Below are 16,857 nucleotides of genomic sequence, written 5' to 3'. Positions count from 1 at the left end.
AGGCGCGTCCGCACACGCGACAGCGCCTCTGGTTCTTCCTCGAACCCGGGTATTTACCCCCCGACGACCACCGTCACCGCACGGCGGTTCTGTGCCCAGCTCTGCTCGTCCGAACCCAGCGCGACCGGGCGTTCCTTGCCATAGCTGATCGTGGTGATCCGCGACGGCGCGATCCCGCGCGCCGCCAGATAGTTCTTCGCGGCATTGGCGCGACGATCGCCCAGCGCGAGATTATATTCGCGGGTGCCGCGCTCGTCGGCATGGCCTTCGATCGTGATCGTCACGTTGGGATAGCGCTGCAGCCACTCGGCCTGTGAGTCGAGGATGCCGCGCGCGGTCCCATCGATGTCATATTGATCGAGCCCGAACAGCACGGTGTCGCCCTGCGTCGAGCGCTTGAAATCGGCCGCCGAGCCGGGGGTGACGCCGCCGTTGGGATCGACCGGGCCGGTCGGCGTGCCCTGCGTCGGCGCGGCGCCCGGCGCAGGCGGCAGCACCTCGGGACGCTTCTTGGAACAGGCGGCGGTCGCGACCAGCGCGGTCGCCATCAGCAGGGTGGTGGTCAGACGGGCCATCGGGTGTCTCCTCTATGGTCGAGATCGTGCAAATTACGGACGCAACGGGCCCCAGGCGGGGTCCGATCCGTCGAGCGGGGTCGGGACGCGGCGTTCGTTGACCCCTGTGAGGTCGACCGACCACAGGTCGGCCTTGCCGGCATTGCCACGCCCTTGGCGGAAGAACATCAGCACACGGCCGTTCGGGCTCCAAGAGGGACCTTCGTCCTGCCAGCTGTTGGTCAGCAGCTTCTCGCCTTGCCCGCTCGGGCTCATGATGCCGATCCGGAACGCGCCCTGGATCTTGGTGAACGCGATCAGGTCACCGCGCGGGCTCCACACCGGCGTGGCGTAGCGCCCGCCGCCGAAGCTGATCCGCTGCTGGTTCGATCCGTCGGCGTTCATCACGTACAGCTGCTGCCCGCCCGATCGATCGCTTTCGAACACGATCTTCGATCCGTCGGGCGAATAGCTGCCACCGGTGTCGATCCCCGGCGACGTGGTCAGCCGTTGCGGCGTGCCGCCCGAGGCGGAGACGCGGTACAGATCGGTGTTGCCGGCCTGCGCCATCGAGAACAGGATATACCGGCCGTCGGGCGAGAAGCGCGGCGCGAAGGTGGTCGCGACATTCTGCACCACCAGCCGCTGCCGCCCCGAACCGAGGTCGTAGACATAGATCGCCGGGGTCTTGCCGACATAGCTCATGTAGACGATCGACTGCTGGTTCGGCGCGAAGCGCGGGGTCAGCACGATCGACGAGCCGGTGGTGAGGAAGCGGCTGTTCGCGCCGTCCTGGTCCATGATCGCCAGCCGCTTGATGCGGTTCGCCTTCGGCCCGGTTTCGCTGACATAGACGACGCGGCTGTCGAAATACGCGCCCTCGCCGGTCAGGCGGGTGTAGACCATGTCGGCGCATTTATGCCCCGCCCGCCGCCAGTCGGACGGCGGCACCACGAACCCTTGCCGCGTCAGCTGCGTCTGAGCCGACACGTCGTACAGATAGCAGCCGACCGTCAGCGTGCCGTCGCCATTGGCGCGGATATAGCCCTGCACCAGCGCCTGCGCGCCTGACCCGCCCCAGTAATCGAAGGCCGGCGCCGTCACCTCGGGGAAGGAAATCGCGCGCATCCGGCCGGGCGCCATTGGAGTGAACAGCCCGGAGTTGCGCAAATCGTTGCTGACGATCTCCGCCAATTGCCGCCCGAGCTGGTCGGTCGAACCAGCCGCGGTCTGCACCACCGCCTGCGTCGGCATCGGCGGGATCGCGATCGGCATCGGTGCGGAGATACCGCCGGTGACGTCGACCTCCAGCGGCGGCGGGGTCTGCCCGGCCGGTGCCGCGCTGGCGCCAAGCGGTGTCGCCGGAGGCGGCACCTGCTGCGCGAGCGCAGGAGTGGAGACGAGCGTGGCGAGGAGGAGCAGCCGGAGTCGCATCACCGCAGTTTCCAATTATAGTTGATGTTGCTCCACCCCCGTTGGCGGTGGAATAATATTCCGCGGGCAGTTTCAACGGCGAACAGCCCTTGAATGCCGCAACCCCCAGGTCGACGACGCGCCGCGCGTAACGGCGATTGTCGTCGTCGACGCCGCTTTGTCTTACCACGGTCGGCGTCGCGGACAACGAACCGTCGCGGTTGAGCCGCAGGTTGAGCGTCGTGACGATCTGGTTCGCACCGGGGCCGGGATCGACCTGACGGTCGGCGCACGGCTGGATCTGCCGCGCGATCGCCTGCTGGATCGCCGCCAGCGCCTTGCCGTCGACGCGCGCGGCGGACGGCGGCGCGTCATTGGGCTTGGCGTCGCTCTTCTCGGCGGTCAGCCCCTTGAGGAAGTCGCTGCCCAGCCGGCTGCCGCGCGGCTTCTCACCCTTGGCGGTCTCGGTCTTGCCCTTGCCCTTGGACGCGGCGGGCGCGGCCGAGGACTTGCTCGACGCCGCGGCGCTCTCCTGCTTCTTCGGCGTGGGCTTGGCCGCCGCCTTCTCCGCCGCGGGCGGTACGGGCTTGGGCTTCGGCTGTGGCTTGGGGACCGGCTTCGGCGCCGGCGCGGGCTTTGGAGCAGGCTTCGGCGGCGCCGGCTTGGGCGGCGCGGGCTTCGCGACCGGCTTGGGCTCGGGCTGCGGCGCCGGTTCGGGGACCGGAGCGGGAACGGGCTGCGGCGGCGCCTCGGCGGGGGGCGGCGCTTCCTCGGGCTCGCCGACGTCCGGAGCGACCGCCTGCGACGGCGCCTCGGTCTGCTGCGGCGCCGCCGCCTCCAGCGCGACATCCTTGACGAGGCTGACCTCGACCGGGTTCTGCTTCAGCTTGACCGGATTCGGCGTGGCGAGGAACCCGACCGACAGCACGCCGAACAGCAGGACGTGTCCCGCAACGGCCAGCCCCAGCCCGATCTTCTCACCGCGCTCCACTTATTCCTCGCCGACCGTCACCAGTGCGACGCGGTTCAGCCCCGCACGGTTCAGCTCGCCCATCACGCGCATCACGCGGCCGTAATCCAGCCCGCGATCGGCGCGCAGGAACACCTGCGGCGGCTCGTTGCCCTTCGCGCTCTCCGCGATCGTGGCGAGCCGCGCCGGCAGCGCGTCGAGCGCGACCTCTTCCTTGGCGATGAAGATCCGGCCCTGTTCGTCGAGCGAGATTTCGGTCGGCTGCTGCTCCTGATCCAGCGGCTTGGCGCGGCTGTCGGGCAGGTTCACCGGCACGCCCTGCGTCAACAGCGGCGCCGTCACCATGAAGATGATGAGCAGCACCAGCATCACGTCGACCAGCGGCGTGACATTGATATCGGCCATCGGCGCGCGGCGGCCTTTCCCCGCGCGGAAGGCAGGTTCATCGCCATCAGCGTTCGCCGTCGAGCTGCCGCGACAGCGTGGCGTGGAAGCCGTCGGCGAAGCGGTTCAGCCGCGCCTCGATGCGGTTAATCGCATGGCTGAAGCGATTGTAGGCGATGACCGCCGGGATCGCCGCGAACAGGCCGATCGCGGTCGCGAACAGCGCTTCGGCGATACCGGGTGCCACGACCGACAGGCTGGTGTTCTGCTGGCTGGCGATCGCGGTGAAGCTGCGCATGATCCCCCAGACGGTGCCGAACAGCCCGACGAACGGCGCGACCGACCCCACCGTCGCCAGCACGTTGAGCCGGTCCGAAAGCTGGTCGATCTCACGCGCCACCGCCGAGCCCATCACCGTGGCAAGCCGCTCACGGGTGCCCTCGCGGTCGATCTTCTGACCGTGGGTCGAGCGCCGCCATTCCGTGACGCCCGCATTGAGGACACGTGCGGAGGGCAGATCGGTGTGCGTCTGCGACTTGTAGAAGGCGTCGATATCCTCGGCCTTCCAGAAATCGCGCTCGAACGCCTCGGTACGCTGGCGTGTGCGGCCCAGCTTCAGCGAGAAGCCGATGATGATCGCCCAGGTCCAGATGCTGGCGAGCAACAGCCCCAGCATCACGGCCTTGACCACCCAATCGGCTTCCATGAACAGCGCGATCGGCGACAGCGTGGCCGCCTCGGTCTGCAAAATCGGATTCACGGTGTCTCTTCCCCCAATGACGCGAGGCGCCGGAATGTGTCGACCCAGGCGGCGGGTTGACGACGCGGGCGCCCGTCGGGGCCGACCAGCGCCGCGGTCACCGTGGCGTCCGCCAGCATTTCCGCTCCGCGCCTGACTCTCTGATGAATGACGACGCTCGCCGCGCCGATCCTGGTCACGCGGCTCTCGATCAGCAGCGCATCGTCGAGCCGTGCCGGCGCGCGATATTTGATCGCCAGATCGGTGATCGCATAGGCACCGCCGCCGCTTTCGAAGGTCCCGCGCTGATCGATTCCGCCGGTGCGCAGCATGTCCGACCGCGCACGCTCCAGATAGCGCAGGTAATTGGCGTGATAGACCACGCCCGACAGGTCGGTATCCTCGAAATAGACGCGCAGTGCGAAGAGGTGGCTGCTCCCCTCGAAACGTCCCTGCGCGGGTTGATCCACCGCCGTCATGGCAGGGCTGTTAACCGATGGGGCGGGCGCGGGGAAGCGGTAATGGCCCACTGTTGATGTGGGTCGGGCCTGGGCGAGCCTTCGCCGCCATCGTCATCCCCGCGAAGGCGGGGATCCAGACGCGCAGGTTCTCGCAAGGGCCGAAACGTCAGAGGTTCTGGATTCCCGCCTGCGCGGGAATGACGAAGGGCGCCGTCATTACGAACGTTACGTCAGCAACGCCCCAATCTCTGCCTCGGCCCGCTGCCACGCCAACCCGCTCTCCGCCAGCCAGCGCTCGTCGTGATAGGTGCACCCATAACGATCGCCACCGTCGCACAGCAGCGTCACGATGCTCCCGCGCTCGCCCCGCGCCGCCATCTCGCCGATCAGCTGCGCGCACGCCCACAGGTTGGTCCCGGTCGACCCGCCGACGCGCCGCCCCAGCACCTGCCCCAGAGCCCGCATCGCCCCGATGCTGTCACCGTCCTCGACCGCGATCATCCGGTCGATCACGCCCGGCACGAAACTCGGCTCGACGCGCGGCCGCCCGATCCCTTCGATCCGCGACGCGCAACCCTCGGGCAGCGCCACCGCCGCGCGATCGGCATAATGGCGATGGAAGATCGAGTGCACCGGATCGGCGACGCACAGCCGCGTCGCGTGGCGACGATAACGGATGAAGCGCCCGATCGTCGCCGAGGTACCGCCGGTCCCCGCCCCGCACACGATCCACGACGGCACCGGATGTTCTTCCTCGGCCATCTGCGCGAAGATGCTCTCGGCGATATTGTTGTTGCCGCGCCAGTCGGTCGCACGCTCGGCATAGGTGAACTGGTCGAGGTAGTGCCCGCCCGTCTCCGCCGCGAGGGCGTTTGCGACGTCATAGACGGTGCGCGGATCGTCGACCGCATGGATCTCGCCGCCATGGAAGCGGATCGCATCCAGCTTGGGCGCGGCAGTCGCCGCTGGCACAACAGCAATAAAGCGCAGCCCGAGCATCTTCGCAAAATACGCTTCGCTGACCGCGGTCGACCCCGACGACGCCTCGATCACGCACGTATCCGGCCCGATCCATTCGTTGCAGAGCGCATAGAGAAACAGCGAACGCGCCAGCCGGTGCTTCAGGCTGCCGGTCGGGTGGCTGCTTTCGTCCTTCAGGTACAGCTGGATGCCGTCATGATGCGGCAGGTCGACCTGGATCAGGTGCGTGTCGGCGCTGCGGTTGTAATCCGCCTCGATCCGCCGGATCGCCTCCGCCAGCCAGGCGCGCATCATGCCGCCACGAAGCTGTTGATCGAGCGATCCTTGCGCACCTTCGTCCCGTCGAAGATCGTGCCGTTCATCGCGATCCACACCCCCGGCGCGGCCACCTGCGCGGTGGCGAACGCCATGCCCAGGTTGAAGCTGGCGTCGCTCTCCGCGAACCGCGCCGGGGCGAGCGCACCGACCAGCACGATCGTCTTGTCCGTCCTGCCCGCCAGCACCTTCGCGGTGTCGGTCATCGTATCGGTGCCATGCGTGATGACGATCCGCCGCTCGGGCGCATCCGCCACCGCCTGCGCGATCTGCGCGCGATCGTCGTCGGTCAGTTCCAGGCTGTCCTTGCGCAGCAACTCCTGCACCCGAAACGGCAGCGCGACGCGCGCGGTCTTGAGCAACCGGTCGACCACGCTGTCGCCGATCTGATATTCGCTGAGCGCGTCGAAATAGAGCTTGTCGATCGTCCCGCCGGTGGTGAGGATCAACACGCTCACTGCGCATCCTCCAGCAACCCGTGCCGGACCAGCATCGCGACCGGATCGGCGTCACGCCCGCGGAAGGCGCGGAAGCTCTCCGCCGCCGGGCGCGTCGCGCCGCGCGACAACACTTCCTCGCGCAGCGCCGTACCCGTCGCGCGATCGACCAGCCCGTTCTCCGCAAACCTGCCGAACCCGTCGGCCGCCAGCACCTCCGCCCACAGATAGCTGTAATAGCCAGAGGCATAGCCGCCCGCGAAGATATGGCTGAACGCGTGCGGGAAGCGATGCCATGCGGGCGGGCGCAGCACCGACACTTCGTCACGCACCGCCTCGATCACCTCCATCGGATCGCTGCCCATCGTGCCGAGGTGGAGCAGCAGGTCGAACAGCGCGAACTCCAGCTGGCGGACGATGAACATCCCCGATTGAAAGCGTCGCGCCGCGACCATCCGGTCGAACAATTCGGGCGGCAGCGGCGCGCCGCTCTCATAATGGCCGGACATCGCGGTCAGCACCGCACGATCCCAGGCGAAATCCTCCATCAACTGGCTGGGAAGCTCGACCGCATCCCACTCGAACCCGCTCGTCCCGGCGATCGACGGCCGGTCGACGCGCGTGAACAGATGGTGGAGGCAATGCCCGGTTTCGTGGAGCAACGTCACGACATCGCTATGGCTCAGCAGCGACGGCTGCCCCTCACCCTTCGGTGCGAAATTGCAGACCAGATAGGCGACCGGCACGCGCGTCGTGTTGCCGTCGCGCAGCCGCGGCCGGGCCTGCGCCATCCACGCGCCACCGCGCTTCCCGGGACGGGCGTGGAGGTCGAGATACAGGCCCGCGAACACCTCGCCGCTGTCGTCGGCGACGTCATAGTAATGCGCATCGGGGTGATAGAGCGGCACGTCGTCGCGCCGCGTGAGCCGCAACCCGAACAGCTGCCCGAGCAACGCCTGCCAGCCGGCGGTGACGCGCTCGACCGGGAAATAGCCACGCACCTCCTGCTCATCGACCGCGTATTGGGCCAGCCGCAAACGGTTGGCGGCAAATCCGGCATCCCATGGCTGAAGGTCGGCAATCCCCAGCTCGTCCGCCGCAAAGGCGCGCAACGCATCCAGGTCGCGCTGCGCCGCCGGCTTCGCGCGTTGGCCGAGGTCGCGCAGGAAGGCGAGCACCTCGCCCGCGTTCGGCGCCATCTTGGTTTCCAGCGACAGCGCGACCGGATCGGTGAAGCCGAGCAGCGCCGCCGCCTCGCGCCGCAGCGCGAGGATCCGCGCGATCCGCGGGCCATTGTCGTGCGTGCCCACGTTCGGTCCCTGATCCGAGGCGCGCGTGCCATAAGCGCGGTACACGTCGGCACGCAGGTCGCGATCCTCGGCGAAGGTCAGCACCGCATTGACGCTCGGCTGCTGGAGCGTGACCAGCCAGCCGTCCAGCCCCTTGGCCTGCGCTGCGGCGGCGAACATCGCCCGGTCGGGCGCGGAGATGCCCGCGAGTCGTACCTCGTCGGTGATGTGGCAGGTCCAGGCGTCGGTGGCATCCAGCACTGCGCTGCCGAACTCGGTCGACAGCGCCGACAGCTCGACCGAGACCGCCGCGAACCGCTCACGCTCCGCATCGTCGAGCGCGACACCCGCGAGCCGGAAGTCACGGATCGCATGTTCGACCGCAACGCGATCGGCCTGCGGCAGCGCGGCGAAATCGGGCGACGTCTCCAATGCGGTCAGCACGTCGTACAGGTCGCGGTTTTGCGCCACCGCCATGAAATGCTGGACCAGCTTCTCCTGCCCGGCGGCGTGGGCGGCGCGCAACTCGGGCGTGTCCGCGACCCCGCGCAGGTGCGGCACTGCCGACCACAAGGCATCGATCCCCGCCTCGGCACGTTCCAGCGGCAGCCACGCCTGTTCGAAGCTTGTCGGACGGTCGCGCGTGACGATCTCGACCGCCTCGGCATGGCGCGCGATGGCGGCGTCGAGCGCCGGGGCGATCGCCTCCGGGGTCAGCGCGGCGAAGTCGGGGAGGACGAGCGGGTCGAGCAGCGTATCGGTCATGCGCGCGGATGTAGCGATCCGGTGCGGCGAGGGGAACCACCCGCCCGCCGGCCGTTACCCACAACCGCCTTCTCTACCCCCGTTCGCCCTGAGGAGGGGCTGAGCCTGTCGACGCCCCGTCTCGAAGGGCACGCGCGACAACCGTACTTCGAGACGGCCTCTCGACGTCGCTCGATGCCTCCTCGGCACGAACGGAGATTGACGATCAATCCTCGCTGATCAGGCTGTTCCGTCCGGTATCGCGCATCCGCAGATACACGAGCAGCGAGATCCCGATCATCACCGTGACATACCAGTAGAAGCCCTGCTCCCACCCATGGCTCTTGAAGCTGAGCGCGACATATTCGGCGGTCCCGCCGAACAACGTGTTCGCCAGCGCGTAAGGCAGCGCGACGCCCAGCGCGCGGATGTGCGCGGGGAACAGCTCCGCCTTCACCACCGCATTGATCGACGTATAGCCGGTGACGATGATCAGCGACGCCATCACCAGCAACCCGGCGGTCAGCGGGCTGCGCGTCGCTTCCAGCGCAGAGAAGATCGGATAGGTGAACAACACCCCCGCGACCCCGAACGCGACCATCAGCGGCTTGCGCCCGATCCGGTCCGACAGCCCGCCCGCGAGCGGCTGGAGCAGCATGAAGACGAACAGCGTGACGGCGTTGATCTGCGTCGCGACTTCCTTGGAGAAGCCCGAGGTGTTGACCAGGAACTTCTGCATGTAGATCGAGTAAGCGTAGAAGGCGAGCGTACCCCCGGCGGTCAGCAGCATCACCAGCGCGGTCTCACGCGGATGATTCTTCAACAACGCGATGAACCCCGATTTGGGCGCATCACTCGCGTGGGCATTCTTGAAGCTCTGCGTCTCGGCCAGTCCACGGCGCAGGTAGAAGACGACGACCGCCAGGAAGGCGCCGACCACGAACGGAATCCGCCAGCCCCATGATTCCAGCTCGGTCCGCGGCATCACGGATTGGAGGATCAACAGCACCATGATCGCCAGCAGCTGCCCCGAGATCAGCGTGACATATTGGAACGCCGAGTAGAAACCGCGCCGCTCCTTCCCCGCCATCTCCGACAGATAGGTCGCGCTCGCGCCATATTCGCCGCCGACCGACAACCCCTGCATCAACCGCGCGAGCACCAGCAGCGCGGGCGCGGCAAGCCCGATCGTCTCATAACCCGGCGTACAGGCGATGATCAGCGAGCCCGCGCACATCAGCGTCACCGACAGCGTCAGCCCGGCCTTGCGCCCCTTGCGGTCGGCATAGATGCCCATGATCCACGCGCCGATCGGGCGCATGACGAAGCCGACCGCGAACACCGCCGCCGCGCTCAGCAATTGCGCGGTCTGGTCGCCCGACGGGAAGAAGTGCGGCGCGAAATAGAGCGTGAACGCCGAATAGACGTACCAATCGAACCATTCGACCAGATTGCCGGTCGATCCTCCGATAATGGATTTCAGTCGATTGTCAGTATCCGGCGTTCCCGCCATCGTGCCTCTCCTATTTTTAGAACCGGAAGCTGACCCAGCCCGCAAGGAAGTCCGAGTCCTTGTAGCCGGCATTGGCCAGCGCATCCTTGACCATCATATGCTCGTATCGCCCGGTCAGCGAGATACGCGGGGTCAGTGCCCACACCGCCTGCAACCGGATCAGGTCGGCGATATGCTTGCCGTCGACGTTCTGCGTGTTGGCGAACGCCGCACCCGAGGCGCGATACACCGCCTCGTTCTCGTTCGGGCGATAGGCCATCGTATATTCGCCGGTGACGCGCAGGTTCTTGACCGGCTGCACCGTGACGTTGGGCGAGATCGCGATCAGATTGGTCGGGGTCAGGAACAGCTGGTAGCTGTAATAGATGTTGTTGCCGTACAGCCCGCTGGCGGTACGCAGATCACCCTGCCCGCTCGCCCCGCCGCCGCCGCTGCCGTAATCGACATGGACGCCGACACGGGGCGCGCTCGCCGACTTGCCGACCCGCCACGTCTGGGCGAGGAACGCCTGCCAGGCGTCGATCTTGCGATCGTTGAAGTCGCCGCCCTGGTGATTGATCGTCCAGTCGATTGTCGCCCGGTCTACGTCGCCATAAAGGTGCAGGCCGTAGAACATCCGCTCCTCACGCGCGGTCTGCGGTCCCCATACCGCACCTCGGGTGCGCAGCCGCCAGACGAACGGGTCGAAGAACAGCTTGGACGTGCCAAGGAAGTCGGAGGGGATCGCATAGCCGAACGTCACGCCGCTGAACCGCCGCGTTCCGTCGGTTCGGTCGTCGCTCAACCCCTCGCGCCCGTAATTGACGTAGCGGAGGTCGAACACGTCGGCGCGGACCCGCTTGCCCCGCACATAGCCGCGCACGCCATCGAGCACGAAGTGCAGCGTCGGGTCGTCGCGGACCGAGGTCAGCAGGTTCGGCCCATCCGAAAACTCCTGCCGCCCGCCACGCACGCCGACCTCGGCACCGCCGATCCGGCCCATGACTTCACCGAAACCCTGCTGCAGCATCAGCTTGTTGGTGATGTTCCCCGCGGGCGTTCCGATGTTCACGCCGCTGACCCCGGCATGGGCCAGCTCGCCGTAGAAGCGGACATGCTCGCCCAGATGCAGGTCGGCGCCGACATAGACGCGGTTGCGGTCCTGCCGCTGCGCCGGACGATCGCGCAGATCGGGGTTGGTGGTTTCCTGAACACGGAAGCGGAACTCACCCGAGAGCGTCAGATAGACGTCGCCCTGCGGTGTCAGCGGCAGGAACTTCAGGCGATCGAGCGGATCGTCGCGTTTCGCCGGATCGCGCATCGACCTCCAGTCCTCGGCCCAACGCGAGACGTTGTACTTGCCCGAGACGGTGCCCTCGCCGTTGCCGAACGCCGGATAGCCGACCACGGACGGGGTCGCGGGCGCTTCCTTCGTCCCGGTGATCTGCGGAGCGGCGGCGGGATCGGCGAGTGCAGGGGTCGCGACCAGCGCCGACGCGCCGATCAGGAGCCCGCGAATGGCTGCCCCACGCGTCACCTTCGCCTGTGCGCCATTGGAAATGCTGTACATTCGGTCCTCTCTCGCCGTGTTCCTCGGCTTGTGCACAGCATGACGTGCACAGGCACGATCGCAAAAATCAGCGGCGCGGTATGCTAAAAACATGAAAACACTCGTAACTTTTTGGCAACCTTGCGGTAGATCAGGGCCGCGCTCGCGAGAACCCGCGTGACTTCACCACCGCCGTTGCAATATCCTGCACGCATGTCGCCCGCGCGTCTTTCCTTGCGGCTGGTCGTGGCGGCGGCGCTCATCGCGTCGACGACGCTCTTCTATTTCGCCGTCTCGTCGTGGAGCGCCGGCCGCGCGCGGTCCGATGCGCATGCGGCGGCGCTCGCGACCGCGCGTCAGCAGGCGCGGCTGCTCGACAGCGAACTAGACAAATATCGACTGCTCCCGATCGTCCTCAGCGAATACAGCGACTTGCGTGACGCGCTCGCCGGCGGGAACGGTGCCGGCGCGGCCCGGCGGCTCGATCGAAAGCTCGCCCCGCTCGCGCAGCGCACCGGCGCCGCGGTGATTTATGTGATCGATGCGCGCGGGATGACGGTGGCGGCCTCGAACGCCGCCTCGCCCGACAGCTTCGTCGGCCACGTCTATCGCTTCCGCCCTTATTACCGGCTGGCGATGCGCGACGGCAGCGCCGAGTATTTCGCGCTGGGCAACGTCAGCGGGCGGCCAGGACTGTTCCTCAGTCGCCGCATCGACGCTGCGGGCCGTGCGGCCGGTGCGGTGGTGGTCAAGGTCGAGTTCGACGCGGTGACGCGCGTCTGGCGTAACGATCCCGGCACGACGTTGCTGGTCAACCGCGATGGCATCGTGCTCGCGACCACCGACCCGCGCGAGGTGCTGCGCACGCTCCGGCCGCTTTCACCCGCCACCCGCGCCGCGATCCGCGCCAGCGGGCAGTTCGGTGACGAACCGCTGCCGCCGACGCATCTGCGCCCCGGTGCCGATCCAAGGCAATTGACGGTCGCCACCGCGCTGGACGTGCCCGGCTGGCAGCTCGTCCGCGTCGTCCCGATCGCGCGCGCGCTGCGCGACGCCGCGGCGCTGGCCCGCCTCGCGACCGCCACCTTCGCGCTCGTGCTGTTGTTGCTGACCGGGTTGCTGGTGTGGCGGACGACCCGGCTGGCGCGCGCGGCGCGGGTACGCGCGCAATTGCAGGCCGCCGTCAGCGAACGCACCGCCGAATTGAGCGCCGAGATGGAACGGCGCGCCGACGCCGACCAGCGCTTCCGCGCCGCACGCGAGGAACTGGCGCAGGCCAATCGCCTCGCGTCGCTGGGATCGATCACCGCGGGGCTGGCGCATGAAATCAATCAGCCGGTGGCGACGATCCGCACGCTCGCCGAGAACGCGCAACACCATCTCGCCGCCGGACGAAACGATCGCGTCCGCGCGACGCTGGAAAGTGCCGTGGCGCTGACCGCCCGGATCGGCTCGATCACGCAGGAGATGCGCCGCTTCGCGCGCCGCGGCAGCGGGCGGATCGAGCCGGTCGCGCTCGACGAGGTGCTCGACGGCACCTTGCTGCTGGTCGGCGACCGGCTGCGCGGCGCGAACGTCGCGGTCGACTGGCCCGCCCGCGACCAGCCGTCGGTGATCGCCGGGCGGGTCCGGCTGGAGCAGGTGCTCGTCAACCTGCTCAACAATGCGGTCGATGCGGTGGCCGGGCGCGACGATCCGCGCATTGCCGTGCGGGTGGAGGAACGGGAGAAATGCGTGGACCTGATCGTGGCCGATAACGGCAGCGGGATCGACCCGGCGCTTGGCGAGGAGGTGTTCAGCCCCTTCGTCACCGGCAAGCCCGACGGGCTCGGCCTCGGGCTGGGCATCGCGCGCGACATCATGGCGCAGTTCGACGGCGCGTTGCGGATCGTCGCGTCGCCGTTGGGCGGGGCGGCGTTCATGGCGTCGGTGAAGCGCGCATGAGCGAGCCCTCCCCGACCGGCGCGCTACGCGTGCTGCTGATCGACGATGACGACGGGCTGCGGACCGCGCTGGCCGACAGTTTCGCGATTGCCGGGATCGACGTCGAACCGTTCGCCGATGCGCGCGCCGCGTTGACTCAGCTCGGCGCCGATTTCCCCGGTGTCGTCGTCAGCGACATTCGGATGCCGCGCATGGACGGCCACGCGCTCGCCGAGGCGGTCGCGGCTCGCGACCCCGAATTGCCCGTCATCCTGATGACCGGGCACGGCGATATCGCCACCGCGGTCGCCGCGCTCAAGAAGGGCGCGTGGGACTTCATCGCCAAGCCGTTCGCCGCCGACCATCTGATCGCCAGCGTCCGCCGCGCGCTCGACGTGCGGCGGCTGGTGCTGAAAACCGCCGGCTGCGTGTCGCTGCTGCCGATGCCGAAACGCACTATCCGCTGATCGGCGAGACGCCGGCGATGGTGCGGCTGCGCGAGACGATCCGGCAATTGGCCGATGTCGACGTCGACGTGCTGATCGAGGGCGAGACCGGCACCGGCAAGGAACTGGTCGCGCTGCTGCTCCACCGCTGGAGCCACCGTCGCTCGCGGCAGTTCGTGGCGGTCGATTGCGCGGCGCTGCCCGATGCCATCGCCGACGAGGCGCTGTTCGGCAATCGCACGCAGGCCGGGCGGATCGCCGACGCCGATCGCGGGACGCTGTTCCTCGACGAGATCGACAGCATGTCGCCGGCGTTGCAGGGCAAGTTGCTGCGCGTCGTCGAGGAGCGCGAATTGCCGCAGCCGGGTGCCGCGCCGCGCGTCGTCAACCTGCGCGTCGTCGCCGCGGCTAAGACCGATCTGTCCGCCGCCGTCACGCAGGGTCGCTTCCGCGCCGACCTTCTCTACCGGCTGGAAACCGTGCGCCTGCGCATTCCGCCGTTGCGCGAGCGTCGCGCCGACGTGCCGTTGCTGTTCGCCTACTTCCTCGGCGAAGCGGCCGAGCGTTTCGGGCGCGAGCGGCCGATGATCGACGCCGCGGTCGAGGCGCGGCTGGTCAGCGACGATTGGGCGGGCAATGTTCGCGAGTTGCGCAACTTCGCCGCGCGGGTCGTGCTCGGGATCGATGGTGATGCAGCACAACCCGCCGACCAGCTTCCCTTGTCGGAGCGCGTCGACCGTTTCGAAGCGGCGGCGATCCGCGCCACGCTGGAGCGCGTGCGCGGCGATGTCGGTGCCGCGGCGGCGGAGTTGCAGTTGCCGCGCCGCAGCCTGTACGACCGGATGCAGCGCCACGGCATCGAGCCGGCCGCCTTTCGCCCGACCGCCCGTCAGCCCGAGTAATGCGTATGTTGTCCCGTTTCCTGGCCATTCTGCTGGCGCTCGTCGCGCTGCCCGCCGCCGCCGCGCCGAGTCTGCTCGAAGTAGACCAGCGGCTCGCCGCGATCGCGTGGCGGCTGACCACCGCCAATGCGCCTTTGTGTCGCGAGCAACAGCCGGTGATCGGCGCGACGCTCCACGCCGCCGATCAATATCCGGCTGACTTGCGGAGCGCCTTTGCCGCGCCAGTCGCGGTCGAGTTGATCGTACCGGGCGCACCCGCCGCGCAGGCCGGGGTGCTCGCCAACGACGGCATCACCGCGATCGACGCGCAGCCGCTTCCGCCGGCGACCACCGGCGACGCGCTGACCAGCGCGACTCGCGACGCCGCACAGGCGCGGATCGCGGCGCTGCCGATCGCCGCCCCGATCGCGCTGACGTTGCGCCGCGACGGTGCGGCGCACGCGGTCACGGTCCAGCCGCGCGCCGGCTGCCGCGTCGAGTTCGAGGTGCTGACCGGTGCCAAGCTCGGCGCCTCCTCAGACGGCCATGTCGTGCAGGTCGGCGGCGCATTGTTCGAGCGCTTCGGCGACGACCAGATCGCGGTCGTCGTCGCGCACGAACTGGCGCATGCGATCCTGCGCCACCGTGTCCGGCTGGAGGCGGCGGGGGTCAAATGGGGGCTGCTCTCCGAATTCGGCCGCAACGCGCGGCTGTTCCGCCAGACCGAAACCGAAGCCGACCTGCTCGGCGCCTACCTGCTCCGCAACGCCGGCTGGGACCCGCAACTCGCGGTCCGCTTCTGGCGCGAATATGGCAGCAAGATCGACGGCGGCATGTTCCACAGCCGCACCCACCCCTCGGCAAAGGACCGCGCAGCGGCGATCGAGCGGGAACTGGCGACGATGCCGGCAGATGCGCCGACACCGTATTTTCCACCGCTGCTGGCAAGGCGGGATGAGGGCTTGAACTAGCCCGTCGCCGCCAACGCTCACGCCGCCGCGCGCAACTCCAGCCGGTCCCAGATCTCGACCAGTGCCCCAACCAGCTCGCGCATCATCGCCTCGCTATGCGCGGGTCCCGGCGTGAAGCGCAGCCGCTCGGCCCCGCGCGGCACGGTCGGATAATTGATCGGCTGCACGTACACGCCATATTCGGCGAGCAGGATGTCGCTGATCTTCTTGGCCTTCACCGGGTCGCCGACCATCACCGGCACGATATGCGTCTCGCCTGCCATCACCGGCAACCCTGCATCGCGCAGCATCGCCTTCAGCGTCGCCGCCGCCGCCTGCTGGCCGTCGCGCTCGGCGCTCGATTGCTTGAGGTGCCGCACGCTCGCCAGCACGCCCGCGACCAGCACCGGCGACAACGAGGTCGTGAAGATGAACCCCGGCGCATAGGAGCGGATCACGTCGACGATCGTACGATCCGCCGCGATATACCCGCCCATCACCCCGAACGCCTTGCCCAACGTCCCTTCGATGATCGTCAGCCGGTGAGCGACCCCGTCGCGCTCCGAGATGCCGCCGCCGCGCGGGCCGTACATGCCGACCGCATGGACCTCGTCGAGATAGGTCAGCGCATTATACTTGTCCGCCAGGTCGCAGATCGCCGCGATCGGGGCGATGTCGCCTTCCATCGAATAGACGCTCTCGAACGCGATCAGCTTTGGCGCGGCCGAATCGTCGGCGGCCAGCAATTCCTCGAGATGTGCGAGGTCGTTGTGCCGGAACACGCGCTTCTCGCACCCGGAATTGCGGATCCCCGCGATCATCGACGCGTGGTTCAGCTCGTCCGAATAGATGATGCAGCCCGGCAGCACCTTGGCGAGCGTCGACAGCGTCGCCTCGTTCGAAACATAGCCGGAGGTGAACAGCAACGCCGCCTGCTTGCCGTGCAGATCGGCCAGCTCGGTTTCGAGGTCAACGTGATAATGCGTGTTGCCGCCGATGTTGCGCGTGCCGCCCGAGCCCGCGCCGACGTCGTGCAGCGCCTCCTCCATGGCCGCGATCACCTTGGGATGCTGGCCCATCGCGAGATAGTCGTTGGAGCACCAGACGGTGATCGGCTTCGGCCCGTTATGCCCGGCGAAGCATCGCGCATTGGGGAACATGCCCTTGTTGCGCAGGATGTCGATGAACACGCGATATCGACCTTCGGCATGAAGCCGGTCGATCGCCTGAGTGAATACGCGCGAATAATCGACGCCGCGCGCTTCGATGCTCTCCGTCTTCATGGTGCCCGCGATTACTCCCTCAGACCGGCGATGGCCAGCGCAGAAC

The 16,857-nt window shown here is 68.0% G+C and carries 15 protein-coding genes; 4 read left to right on the top strand and 11 right to left on the bottom strand.

All coding sequences use genetic code 11. The annotated features are described in order from the left end of the window. Positions 1 to 53: 53 nt before the first annotated feature. The 10 genes from pal to QP166_RS01020 form a co-directional block, all read right to left on the bottom strand. Positions 54 to 575, bottom strand: coding sequence for a peptidoglycan-associated lipoprotein Pal (gene pal, locus QP166_RS01065; protein WP_333914232.1), 522 nt, complete (start codon positions 573 to 575; stop codon positions 54 to 56). Between the two features lie 33 nt (positions 576 to 608). Further along, positions 609 to 1,988 carry a Tol-Pal system beta propeller repeat protein TolB gene (tolB, locus tag QP166_RS01060; protein ID WP_333917221.1) on the bottom strand — a complete coding sequence of 460 codons (1,380 nt, stop codon included), beginning with the start codon at positions 1,986 to 1,988 and terminating at the stop codon, positions 609 to 611. Between the two features lie 970 nt (positions 1,989 to 2,958). Further along, complete coding sequence (tolR, locus tag QP166_RS01055; RefSeq protein WP_333914231.1) at positions 2,959 to 3,342, bottom strand: protein TolR; 384 nt, start codon at positions 3,340 to 3,342, stop codon at positions 2,959 to 2,961. Between the two features lie 46 nt (positions 3,343 to 3,388). Then, complete coding sequence (gene tolQ, locus QP166_RS01050; protein ID WP_333914230.1) at positions 3,389 to 4,081, bottom strand: protein TolQ; 693 nt, start codon at positions 4,079 to 4,081, stop codon at positions 3,389 to 3,391. After that, positions 4,078 to 4,539, bottom strand: a complete 462-nt coding sequence (locus tag QP166_RS01045) for a YbgC/FadM family acyl-CoA thioesterase (protein WP_333914229.1) — start codon at positions 4,537 to 4,539, stop codon at positions 4,078 to 4,080. The genes tolQ and QP166_RS01045 overlap by 4 nt, the downstream gene beginning before the upstream one ends. Before the next feature lie 207 nt (positions 4,540 to 4,746). After that, positions 4,747 to 5,793, bottom strand: a complete 1,047-nt coding sequence (locus QP166_RS01040) for a PLP-dependent cysteine synthase family protein (protein ID WP_333914228.1) — start codon at positions 5,791 to 5,793, stop codon at positions 4,747 to 4,749. Continuing rightward, positions 5,793 to 6,275 (bottom strand): asparaginase domain-containing protein, encoded by a 483-nt coding sequence (locus QP166_RS01035; protein WP_333914227.1) that lies wholly within the window; start codon positions 6,273 to 6,275, stop codon positions 5,793 to 5,795. Before QP166_RS01035 ends, QP166_RS01040 begins: the two co-directional genes overlap by 1 nt. Continuing rightward, the gene (locus tag QP166_RS01030) at positions 6,272 to 8,308 is read right to left on the bottom strand and encodes a M3 family metallopeptidase (RefSeq protein ID WP_333914226.1); all 2,037 of its coding nucleotides are present in this window, start codon (positions 8,306 to 8,308) and stop codon (positions 6,272 to 6,274) included. The genes QP166_RS01035 and QP166_RS01030 overlap by 4 nt, the downstream gene beginning before the upstream one ends. 205 nt (positions 8,309 to 8,513) lie before the next feature. Beyond that, positions 8,514 to 9,800 carry an MFS transporter gene (locus QP166_RS01025; RefSeq protein WP_333914225.1) on the bottom strand — a complete coding sequence of 429 codons (1,287 nt, stop codon included), beginning with the start codon at positions 9,798 to 9,800 and terminating at the stop codon, positions 8,514 to 8,516. A 16-nt stretch (positions 9,801 to 9,816) separates the two neighbouring features. Then, on the bottom strand, positions 9,817 to 11,349 hold the full coding sequence (locus tag QP166_RS01020; RefSeq protein ID WP_333914224.1) for an alginate export family protein: 1,533 nt from the start codon (positions 11,347 to 11,349) through the stop codon (positions 9,817 to 9,819). A 192-nt stretch (positions 11,350 to 11,541) separates the two neighbouring features. On the opposite strand from QP166_RS01020, the gene QP166_RS01015 reads away from it, so the two are divergent. Genes QP166_RS01015 through QP166_RS01000 form a run of 4 tightly spaced genes read left to right on the top strand, consistent with a single transcriptional unit; the run spans position 11,542 to position 15,549 of the window. After that, entirely contained in the window at positions 11,542 to 13,272 is a 1,731-nt protein-coding gene (locus QP166_RS01015; protein WP_333914223.1) for a sensor histidine kinase, read from the top strand. Beyond that, positions 13,269 to 13,718: a response regulator gene (locus tag QP166_RS01010; protein ID WP_333914222.1), complete on the top strand. Its 450-nt coding sequence runs from the start codon at positions 13,269 to 13,271 to the stop codon at positions 13,716 to 13,718. The genes QP166_RS01015 and QP166_RS01010 overlap by 4 nt, the downstream gene beginning before the upstream one ends. A gap of 17 nt (positions 13,719 to 13,735) precedes the next feature. After that, complete coding sequence (locus tag QP166_RS01005) at positions 13,736 to 14,599, top strand: sigma 54-interacting transcriptional regulator (RefSeq protein WP_333914221.1); 864 nt, start codon at positions 13,736 to 13,738, stop codon at positions 14,597 to 14,599. Positions 14,600 to 14,604: 5 nt separating this feature from the next. Then, entirely contained in the window at positions 14,605 to 15,549 is a 945-nt protein-coding gene (locus QP166_RS01000; protein ID WP_333914220.1) for a M48 family metallopeptidase, read from the top strand. A gap of 17 nt (positions 15,550 to 15,566) precedes the next feature. Here QP166_RS01000 and hemA read toward each other — a convergent pair whose 3' ends face one another. Beyond that, entirely contained in the window at positions 15,567 to 16,811 is a 1,245-nt protein-coding gene (gene hemA, locus QP166_RS00995) for a 5-aminolevulinate synthase (protein ID WP_333914219.1), read from the bottom strand. Between the last annotated feature and the right edge of the window lie 46 nt (positions 16,812 to 16,857).

The organism is Sphingomonas sp. LR60, assembly GCF_036855935.1.
GTDB lineage: Bacteria > Pseudomonadota > Alphaproteobacteria > Sphingomonadales > Sphingomonadaceae > Sphingomonas.
Note: the sequence above shows the minus strand (reverse complement) of the source record. Positions and strands in the feature narration are given on the sequence as shown.

Excerpts from the sequence above, each read along its gene's own strand:
- QP166_RS01040 (WP_333914228.1), bottom strand. The coding sequence starts at position 5,793 with ATGCGCGCCTGGCTGGCGGAGGCGATCCGGCGGATCGAGGCGGATTAC.
- QP166_RS01020 (WP_333914224.1), bottom strand. The coding sequence starts at position 11,349 with ATGTACAGCATTTCCAATGGCGCACAGGCGAAGGTGACGCGTGGGGCA.
- QP166_RS01000 (WP_333914220.1), top strand. The coding sequence starts at position 14,605 with ATGTTGTCCCGTTTCCTGGCCATTCTGCTGGCGCTCGTCGCGCTGCCC.
- QP166_RS01030 (WP_333914226.1), bottom strand. The coding sequence starts at position 8,308 with ATGACCGATACGCTGCTCGACCCGCTCGTCCTCCCCGACTTCGCCGCG.
- hemA (WP_333914219.1), bottom strand. The coding sequence starts at position 16,811 with ATGAAGACGGAGAGCATCGAAGCGCGCGGCGTCGATTATTCGCGCGTA.
- QP166_RS01045 (WP_333914229.1), bottom strand. The coding sequence starts at position 4,539 with ATGACGGCGGTGGATCAACCCGCGCAGGGACGTTTCGAGGGGAGCAGC.
- QP166_RS01005 (WP_333914221.1), top strand. The coding sequence starts at position 13,736 with ATGGTGCGGCTGCGCGAGACGATCCGGCAATTGGCCGATGTCGACGTC.
- QP166_RS01010 (WP_333914222.1), top strand. The coding sequence starts at position 13,269 with ATGAGCGAGCCCTCCCCGACCGGCGCGCTACGCGTGCTGCTGATCGAC.
- QP166_RS01025 (WP_333914225.1), bottom strand. The coding sequence starts at position 9,800 with ATGGCGGGAACGCCGGATACTGACAATCGACTGAAATCCATTATCGGA.
- tolR (WP_333914231.1), bottom strand. The coding sequence starts at position 3,342 with ATGGCCGATATCAATGTCACGCCGCTGGTCGACGTGATGCTGGTGCTG.
- pal (WP_333914232.1), bottom strand. The coding sequence starts at position 575 with ATGGCCCGTCTGACCACCACCCTGCTGATGGCGACCGCGCTGGTCGCG.
- tolB (WP_333917221.1), bottom strand. The coding sequence starts at position 1,988 with ATGCGACTCCGGCTGCTCCTCCTCGCCACGCTCGTCTCCACTCCTGCG.
- QP166_RS01015 (WP_333914223.1), top strand. The coding sequence starts at position 11,542 with ATGTCGCCCGCGCGTCTTTCCTTGCGGCTGGTCGTGGCGGCGGCGCTC.